General features: G+C 71.1%; 6 protein-coding genes. 1 reads left to right on the top strand and 5 read right to left on the bottom strand.

The window, feature by feature from the left end; translation table 11 throughout:
• Positions 1 to 444: 444 nt before the first annotated feature.
• Positions 445 to 879 (bottom strand): MarR family winged helix-turn-helix transcriptional regulator, encoded by a 435-nt coding sequence (locus tag ACJ73U_RS44940; RefSeq protein WP_407783918.1) that lies wholly within the window; start codon positions 877 to 879, stop codon positions 445 to 447.
• Between the two features lie 163 nt (positions 880 to 1,042).
• Between ACJ73U_RS44940 and ACJ73U_RS44935 the strand changes: the two genes are divergently transcribed.
• Positions 1,043 to 2,347 carry an MFS transporter gene (locus ACJ73U_RS44935; RefSeq protein WP_407783917.1) on the top strand — a complete coding sequence of 435 codons (1,305 nt, stop codon included), beginning with the start codon at positions 1,043 to 1,045 and terminating at the stop codon, positions 2,345 to 2,347.
• A gap of 56 nt (positions 2,348 to 2,403) precedes the next feature.
• On the opposite strand, the gene ACJ73U_RS44930 is transcribed toward ACJ73U_RS44935, so the two are convergent.
• The 4 genes from ACJ73U_RS44930 to ACJ73U_RS44915 form a co-directional block, all read right to left on the bottom strand.
• Positions 2,404 to 4,227, bottom strand: a complete 1,824-nt coding sequence (locus tag ACJ73U_RS44930) for an ArnT family glycosyltransferase (protein WP_407783916.1) — start codon at positions 4,225 to 4,227, stop codon at positions 2,404 to 2,406.
• Positions 4,224 to 5,453 carry a glycosyltransferase gene (locus ACJ73U_RS44925; protein WP_407783915.1) on the bottom strand — a complete coding sequence of 410 codons (1,230 nt, stop codon included), beginning with the start codon at positions 5,451 to 5,453 and terminating at the stop codon, positions 4,224 to 4,226. Before ACJ73U_RS44925 ends, ACJ73U_RS44930 begins: the two co-directional genes overlap by 4 nt.
• 65 nt (positions 5,454 to 5,518) lie before the next feature.
• A complete protein-coding gene (locus ACJ73U_RS44920; RefSeq protein ID WP_407783914.1) occupies positions 5,519 to 7,027 on the bottom strand; it encodes a sensor histidine kinase in 1,509 nt (502 codons plus the stop codon).
• Positions 7,005 to 7,647 (bottom strand): response regulator transcription factor (locus ACJ73U_RS44915; protein ID WP_407783913.1); only part of this gene is annotated, 643 nt, incomplete at its 5' end. The genes ACJ73U_RS44915 and ACJ73U_RS44920, both read right to left, overlap by 23 nt.

Below are 7,647 nucleotides of genomic sequence, written 5' to 3'. Positions count from 1 at the left end.
CTGCCCAGGGCGGCGGAGGCTCGCGGGTCAAGGGTGACGGCCGCCAGGCCGTCATCGGGCGGAGCCCGACGCCGAAGGCGCCCTTGAGGCGTGAGTCGCCGCCCGTACAATCCCGCCGCCACCACCGAACACCTGGGACGCGGCGCGCACCACGGCCCACCAAACCCCGAGACCACAGCACTAAATCACGGCCCGGAACCCGCCCCCCCACCGACCACCAGAACCAGAGCATCAGAGCACCAGCGACCAGCAGCACCACCAGCCATCACCCAGCGCCCAGCGCCAGCGGCACCCACCACCCAGCACCAGCACTCAGCACCAGCGGCACCCACCACCCAGCACCAGCACTCAGCACCAGCGACCAGCAGCACCAGCGGCACCACCAGCGATCACCCAGCACCAGCGATCACCAGCACCACAATCCACAGACACACACAAGAAGACTCAGCTCTTCTGCGTACGAAGCCCCTCCGCGAGTGCCTCCAACGCGGGCAGCGCATTGCGCAGAGCAACAGAAACATCAGGCGGCAACTCACCGAGAATCCGCGCCACGGTGGCCGTCCGCGAAGCGATGATCCGGGCGTGTACCTCGCTCCCGTGGGGAGTGGCCTCCAACTGCACCGCGCGCTGGTCATTGGGATGGGGCAACCGGCGCACAAGGTCGTCGTCGACCAGTCTCGCGACCACCCGGGACAGCATCGTCGGGTTGAGGCCCTCGATCTCGGCCATCTCCGTCATCCCGATCGGCGCCCGGTGTGTGACGAGGGCGAGTACGGAGGCCTGGGTTGGCGTCAGGTTCTCGCTGACCGGGGCGGCGTTGAGCAGTCGCGCCAGCCGGCCGATGACCCGACGCAGGCGGGCCACGTTCTCGGCATCCACTTACCAAAACTCCCGATGACTGGTGGGTCACACACACTTGGTTGCTTGCCGGCAAGCAAGTTATTCTGGTGACATGGGGATGCGAAGCATAGGAGGAACGGCACAGGCCGCAATCCCCGTCAAGGGGCTACCCCGCCGCCACCTGGTGTTTGCCGTCGTCGCTATGGCGTTGTTCATGTCGGCGATGGACCAGACGATCGTCGCGACGGCGCTCGGGGCCATCCAGGACGACCTGCACGCGGAGCTGACGTGGAGCGGGTGGACCATCACGATCTACTCGCTCGGCCAGATCATCGCCATGCCGCTCGCCGGTAAGCTCGGTGACCACTTCGGCCGCAAGCGGGTCTTCCTGACGGCGGTCGTCGTCTTCACGAGCGCCTCGCTGGCCTGCGCGCTCGCCGGCGACATCTACGTCCTGGTCGCCCTGCGGGCCGTCCAGGCGATCGGCGGCGGCGGGTTCATCCCGTCCGCGACCGGCATCATCGCCGACCACTACGGCCCCGGCCGCGACCGGGCGGTCGGCATGTTCACCTCGATCTTCCCCGTCGGCGGCATCCTCGGGCCGATCCTCGGCGGCGTGTTCGTCACCTACACGTCGTGGCGGATGATCTTCTTCGTCAACGTGCCGATCGGGATCGTGCTGCTCGCGCTGGGGTGGCGGCTGATCCGGGAGACCACCCGCAGGCCGACCGAGCGCATCGACGTGCGTGGCCTGCTCCTGCTCGCCTTCCTCATGCTCACCGCCATGTACGGCATGACGAACCTCGGCGACGGCCTGGCCAGCCCCGGGTTCCTGGCGCCGATCCTGGCCGCGGTGGTCCTCGGGTGGCTGTTCGTCCGGCACACCGCCCGCGCCGACGCCCCGTTCATCCCGATGCGGCTGCTGCGCGGCAGGGGCTTCGGGGCGATGAACGTGCTCAACCTGCTGTTCGGTGGCGCGGCCATCGGCTTCGGCGCGCTCGTGCCGCTGTACGGGGAGGAGCGCTTCCACCTCGACCCGCTCCAGGCCGGCACGGTCCTCACCGCGCGGGGCGTCGGCGTCATCTGCGTCGCCGCGCTGGCGGTCCTGACGCTGCGCCGCCTCGGCTGCCGCATCCCCATGGTGGTCGGCTTCGCGTTGATCGTCGTCGGCTTCGCGCTGATGGCTCTCCCACCGCCGAACACGAACGGTTACCTGTGGCTGATGATGGCGGGTGGCATCACCGGCCTGGGCATGGGCGTGTCGGTGCCCGCGTCCAACAACGCGGGCCTGCAGCTGGCACCGGACCAGATCGCGTCCATCGCGGGGCTGCGCGGCATGTTCCGGCAGAGCGGTTCGATCATCGCGGTGTCGGTGATGACCGCGGCGGCGGCGAGCAGCACGAACCCGGCGATGGCCCAGGCCCACGGCTTCGTGGGGCTGTCGGTCCTGCTGCTGGCCGCCATCCCGCTGATCTTCACGATCCCCGACCACCGGGGGAGCTGGTGACGTCCGCGGAGGAGAAGACGCGCCCGGTGACGCCGGACGCGCCTTCTCGGGACAGTTCAGCTCCGCAGGTCGTACACCGTCGCGTTGCCGACCGTCTGTGACTTGAAGTTGGCCGCGACCCAGTCGGCGATGCCGGAGTCACCACCGCGGCCGCCGCCGCCCATGCCGTCCGCGACGTAGTACGAGATTCGGCCCTCGGCGACGTACTGCTTGAAATCCGCCAGCGTCGGCGCCGGGTCGCTGCCGCTCCAGCCGCCGATCCCGATGACCGCCTTGCCGCTCGCCAGCGCCATGCCCGCCGCGGACTGCGCGCCGTTGGTCGCCGCCGCCCACTCGGTGTCGGTCTTCGCCAGCAGCGACGCCAGCTCCGTGGACGTGGAGCCACCGTCCACCATGCCGCCGCCACCGCCGAAGCCCTGCCCGTCCGACACCGGCCCGGAGGTCGGGATCGACCCGCTGTGCGCCTGCGCCGCCGTGGCGACCGAGAACACCCCGGTGCCGAGCAGTGCCGTGACGACCCCGGCCACCGCCAGCGCGCGGACCCGCACACCGACCGCGATCAACGTCGCCACTGCGACCGTCGCGACGACGACCACCCAGCGCAGCCACGGCTGCCAGTCCGCGTACCGGTCCAGCAGGATGTACGTCCACACCCCGGTGGCCGCCATCATCGCGGCCAGCACGTACCGGACCGGCGGGTGCGCCCGGCCCCGCCACAGCTCCCGCGCGCTGATCGCGGCGCCCGCGGCGATCGCCGGTGCCAGCGCCACCGAGTAGTACGGGTGGATGATCCCGCTCATGAAGCTGAACACGACCGCGGTCACCACGAGCCAGCCGCCCCACAGCAGCAGCGCGGCCCGCGTCCGGTCCGTCCGCGGCGCCCGCCGCGTGAACCACAGCCCGGCGGCCAACCCGATCAGCGCGGTTGGCAGCAGCCACGAGATCTCGGTGCCGAACGACGCGCCGAACATGCGCCCGAGGCCGGACGCGCCGCCGAACCCGATGTTCCCGCCGCCGCCACCCGGGCCGCCCGCCCCGCCGCCGGGGTTGCCGTCGCCGCCGAAGATCCGGCCCAACCCGTTGTAGCCCAGCGCCAGCTCCAGGATCGAGTCGTTCGTCGAGCCCGCGATGTAGGGCCGGGAGTCCGCCGGCCACAGTGCGACCAGCGCGACGTACCAGCCGGACGACACGACCACCGCCGCACCCGCGGCGGCCACGTGCGCGATCCGCCGCCACATCGACGTCGGCGCCGCGACCAGGTACACCAGCGCGAGCGCGGGCAGCGTCAGAAAGCCCTGCATCATCTTGGCCAGGAACGCGAACCCGATGGCGGTGCCGGCCAGCAGGAGCCAGCGCGGGCTCGCCTTCTCCACCGCCCTGATCGTCGCGTACGCGGCCGCGACGAGCAGCAGCGTGAGCAGCGGGTCCGGCAGGTTGAACCGGAACATCAGGGTCGCGACCGGCGTCAGCGCGAGTGCCGTGCCGGCCAGCAGGCCGGCCGCCTGCCCGTTCGTCCGCTTCACCGCCGCGTACAGCAACCACACCGCCGCGACACCGCAGAGCGCCTGCGGGGCGAGGACGGTCCAGCTGGAGAACCCGAAGATCCGCGCGAACAGGCCGGACAGCCACATCGCCGCGGGCGGCTTGTCGACCGTGATGACGTTGCCGGCGTCGGACGAGCCGAAGAGCCAGGCCTCCCAGTTCTGCGACGCGGCCTGCGTGGCGGCCGCGTAGTAGCTGTTGCCCCAGCCGGACGCGGTCAGGTTCCACAGGTACAGCACCGCGGTGCCGGCGAGGAGCACGAGCACCCACGGGAGCTGCCTGCGTGCCGCCGGTTCGGCGGGCGCGGTCGGCGCCTGCGGCTTGGCCAAGGTGATCACTGTGCGCTCATTTCGGTCTGGCGGCGCGGGTGGAACACCCAGCCGCGGAGGAGGAGGAACCGCAGGACGGTGGCCGCGAGGTTGGCGAGGACCAGCACCGCCAGCTCCAGCGCCCGTCCCGGGCTGGCCAGCGCGTGGAGCAGGGCGAGCGAACCGGACGTCAGCGCCAGCCCGAGGGCGAACACGATCAACCCCTCGAACTGGTGGCGGGCCGCGCCCGTCCGGCCGCGCACGCCGAACGTGAACCGCCGGTTGGCCGCCGTGTTGCCGATGGCGGTGAGCCCCAGGGCGACGAAGTTCGCGCCCTGCGCGCCCAACCCGTCGCGCATCACCACGTACAGCACCAGGTACGCGAGCGTGGAGACCACGCCGACGACCGAGAACCGGACGAGTTGGCGCAGCAGCCCGGTTTTCGGCGCGTCCCGGCCCAGTTGCCCACGCAGCTGGGCCACCGGGATCCGGCCGGACGCGAAACCCCTGACCAGCCGGGCGATGCCCTTCAGGTCGGCGACCGCGGTCGAGACGATGTCGACGCGGCTGTCCGGGTCGTCCACCCAGTCCACCGGGACCTCGTGGATGCGCAGGCCGCTGCGCTCGGCCAGCACCAGCAGCTCGGTGTCGAAGAACCAGCCCGTGTCGGCCACGTGCGGCAGCAGCTTCACCGCCACGTCCGCGCGGATCGCCTTGAAGCCGCACTGCGCGTCGGAGAACCGGGTGGCGAGCGCGCCACGCAGGATCAGGTTGTAACAGCGGGAGATGAACTCGCGCTTGGGGCCGCGCACGACCCGCGAGCCGCGGGCCAGCCTGCTGCCGATCGCGAGGTCCGAGTGACCGGACAGCAGCGGCGCGATCAGCGGCGACAGCGCGTTGAGGTCCGTGGACAGGTCGACGTCCAGGTACGCGAGCACCGACGCGTCGCTCGCCGACCAGACCGCGTGTAACGCCCGTCCTCGCCCCTTCTCCGGCAGGTGCACGGCGACCACTTCGGGGATCGCTCTGGACAGCTCGTCGGCGATCCCCGCGGTCCCGTCCGTGCTCGCGTTGTTCGCGATGGTGATCCGGAACCGGTAGGGGAAGCTGCCGGTGAGGTGTGTGTACAGCCGGCGGACACAGGGTGCGAGGTCCCGCTCCTCGTTGAACACGGGCACGACGATGTCGAGCACCGGGTGGTCCCCATCGGGATCGATGGCCTCCCGGTCGGTGGGATTGGGCACTGTGAGCGTCATGCCGTCCACGCTCCGCGAGTCCGCTTGGACGTCCGTGTGGCTCGCCTGTGCGGGAGCTGTGCGTGTTATGACAGGTCGCGTTGGTCGATCCTGCGCGTGAGCCGTGCGGGGAGGCGCACGGTGAACCGCGTCCGACCCGGCTGCGACTGGACCTCGACCCGCCCGTGGTGCGCCTGCACGACCGCCGCCACGATGGCCAGCCCGAGCCCGGTGCTGCCGGCCGCGCGGGACCGTGACGAGTCGCCGCGGGCGAACCGCTCGAACACCGCCGGCAGGAGGTCGCGGGGGATGCCCGGCCCGTTGTCGGTGACGGACAGGACCGCGTAACCACCCTTCGTGGACAGTCCAACCGTGACCGTCGTGCCGGGCGGGGTGTGTGTGCGGGCGTTGGACAGCAGGTTCGCGAGCACCTGGTGCAGGCGCGCGTTGTCGCCGGGCACCACGACCGGGTCGGGCGACAGGTCCAGCCGCCACACGTGCCCCTGCCCGGCGACCTGGGCGTCGCTCACCACGTCGACGACGAGCCGGGACAGGTCGACGGGCCCGCGTTCCAGCGGGCGCCCGGAGTCGAGACGTGCCAACAGGAGCAGGTCCTCGACCAGCGCGGTCATCCGCACGGACTCGGACTCGACGCGGCTCAACGCGTGGTCGACCTCGGGTGTCACGGCGTCGTCGCGGCGGCGGATGAGCTCGGTGTAGCCCCGGACGGCGGCCAGTGGCGTGCGCAGCTCGTGGCTGGCGTCGGCCACGAACTGGCGGACGCGGGTCTCGCTCTCGTGCCGGGCCAGGAGCGCGTCCTGCACGTTGCCCAGCATCCGGTTGAAGGCGAGCCCCACCTGGCCCACTTCCGTGTTCGGGTCCGTGTATCGCTTGGGTAGCCGCTCGGCCAGCTCCACCTCGCCCCGGTCGAGCGGCAGGTCGGCCACCTTGGACGCGGTGGCCGCGACCCGCTGCAGCGGCTGGAGTGCTCTCCGGACGATGAACGCACCGGCCCCCGCGGCGGCGAGCAGCCCGGCGAGCGCCACGCCGGCCATGATCAGTCCCGCGCTCAGCAGGACGTCGTTCACATCGGAGAGGGGCAGTCCGGTGACGAACACGTCGTTGTTGTGGCCCTGCCGCGCGATCAGGCGGAACTCGCCGAAGTCACCCAGGTCCCGAGTAGTGGGTGCCGCGTTCACGGGGAGGGAGAGCAGGGTGGTGTACTCGGAGGAGGGCAGGTCCTCGTCGTCGCCGGCCGACGTTCGGCGGAAGGCACCCGCCACCTGGCCGTTCTGCACCTGCGCGAGCAGCGTGCCGGGCCCCTGGCCGAGTGCGGTGAAGATCGACGGCTCCCCGTTGCCCTGGCCGGGTGGCGGCCCGCCCTGCGTCGGGCCCTCGATGAAGTTGCGGGCCCGAGTGTTGGCCTCGGTCAACCGGTCGTCGAGCTGGTTGATGAGGAAGGCGCGCAACGCGACCTCCGTCACCAGCACGATGATCACGCAGACCAGTGCCAGCAACACGATCTGCTCGAAGATGAGCCGCCGTCGCAGGGACCACGACTCGACGCCGCCCTTACGCTCCTGGTTTGAGGACATACCCGGCGCCCCGCATCGTGTGGATCATCGGTGTGCGGCCCGCGTCGATCTTCTTGCGCAGGTAGGAGATGTACAGCTCGACGATGTTGGCCTGGCCCCCGAAGTCGTAGTGCCACACACGGTCGAGGATCTGCGCCTTGGACAGCACGCGGCGCGGGTTGCGCATCAGGTACCGCAGCAGCTCGAACTCGGTGGCGGTCAGGTCGACGGGCTCGCCGCCCCTGGTGACCTCGCGGCTGTCCTCGTCGAGGGTGAGGTCGCCGACCACGAGGTTCGCGCCGGCCGCCCCATCGGTCACGCCCGTGCGGCGGAGCAGGGCACGCAGGCGCAGGGTGACCTCCTCGAGGCTGAACGGCTTGGTGACGTAGTCGTCCCCGCCGGCGGTCAGCCCGGCGATGCGGTCCTCGACGGCGTCCTTGGCGGTCAGGAAGAGCACCGGGAGGTTCGGCAGGTCGGCACGCATGCGGCGCAGGACCTCGAGGCCCTCGATGTCGGGCAGCATGATGTCGAGCACGACCGCGTCCGGCCGGAACTCGCGGGCGGTGCGCACGGCGGACAACCCGTCGCCGGCGCTCCTGATCTCCCAGCCCTCCAGCCGCAACGCCATCGACACGAGCTCG

The organism is Actinophytocola sp. (genome assembly GCF_045807065.1).
Classification (GTDB): Bacteria; Actinomycetota; Actinomycetes; order Mycobacteriales; family Pseudonocardiaceae; genus Actinophytocola.
This window is presented reverse-complemented; position numbering and strand designations above follow the sequence as displayed.